We start from the raw sequence: 1,159 nt of genomic DNA, 5'->3' as shown, positions 1-1,159 counted from the left end.
GGGGGGAGGGGGGGGCTGGTCGGGGTCGTATTGGGCGCGGGGCAGCAGCACCAGTTGCACAGCCTGCTGCAGATCCTCGGCCAACAGGCGATCCCGTCCTTCCAGAGCTGCCAGGGCACAGGCGGCTCGCAGGGCAAATTGTTCTCCCCGGTGCCCTTGGACGTTGCCGCGGATGGCCTCCTGCACCAGGTAGAGGAGCTGTTCCCGCTGCGGCTTGACCTGGGGCAGCCACTCCCGCGCCAGGAGGATGCGGGTGCGGATTTCCTCCAGTTCCGCCTGGTGCTCGGCCAGGAAGGGCTCGGGAGCATCGACAAATTGCGTTGCCCGTTGGACAATTTCCCCTCGCTCTTCTAGGCTCAGCTCCTGCCCCACCGGCACCACCAGTGCCAGGCGATCCAGCAGGTGGGGGCGCAGGGATCCCTCTTCGGGGTTGTAGGTGGCCACCAAGAGAGGCCGGCAGGGGTGTTGCAGACTCAGCCCCTCCCGTTCCAGGCGGTTGACCCCATCCCCCACCACCGTCAGCAACAAGTTGACGATGGCGTCGTCCAAGAGGTTGATGTCATCCACATAGAGCACGCCCCGGTGGGCAGCAGCCAAGAGCCCTGGCTGGAAGACCGTTTCCCCCTGCCTGATGGAGGCCTCCACATCGACGGATCCCAGCAGCCGATCTTCGGTGACGCCCAGGGGAACCTGGACAAAGGGGGGCGATATCACTTGGGTGGGCGGCACCTCTCCGGCTGGGTAGCGAGCCTTGGCCCAGTCGGACCAGGTATCCGGCTGCGCTGGATCGTCGTTGCAATAGGATCCCGCAATCACCTCGATGGGCGGTAGCAAGGCGTGGATCCCTCTGGCCAAAACCGACTTGGCGGTGCCGCGAGGCCCCACCAGCACCACACCCCTTAGGCTGGGATCCACTGCTGCCAGCAGCAGAGCCAGCTTGGCCGCCTGTTGCCCCACTACAGCGGTGAGGGGAAAGGTACAAGGAGCGGATAGAGTTGCGGATCCCATGGTTGGCGGGTAGGCTTGGCGAGCAACGGTTCAATCGAGCAGATTCGCAGCGGAGCGGGAGCTGTACACCCCAGTCTATCGCTTGAGTGCTCCGCACCGCCTTTGCAACTGAGATTTTCTGGGGAGCATGCCTCTAACCCCCAAAACCCTG

Annotated in this window: 1 protein-coding gene; it reads right to left on the bottom strand. The window is 64.5% G+C overall.

Annotation, left to right across the window (positions count from 1 at the left end):
- Positions 1-1,008 (bottom strand): ATP-binding protein (locus NW815_RS06545; RefSeq protein ID WP_414415819.1); only part of this gene is annotated, 1,008 nt, incomplete at its 3' end.
- Positions 1,009-1,159: the final 151 nt, after the last annotated feature.

Source organism: Synechococcus sp. R6-7 (genome assembly GCF_047461695.1).
Taxonomy (GTDB): domain Bacteria; phylum Cyanobacteriota; class Cyanobacteriia; order Thermostichales; family Thermostichaceae; genus Thermostichus.
The sequence above is the reverse complement of the archived record's forward strand: the minus strand, read 5'-3'. Positions and strand labels throughout refer to the sequence as shown.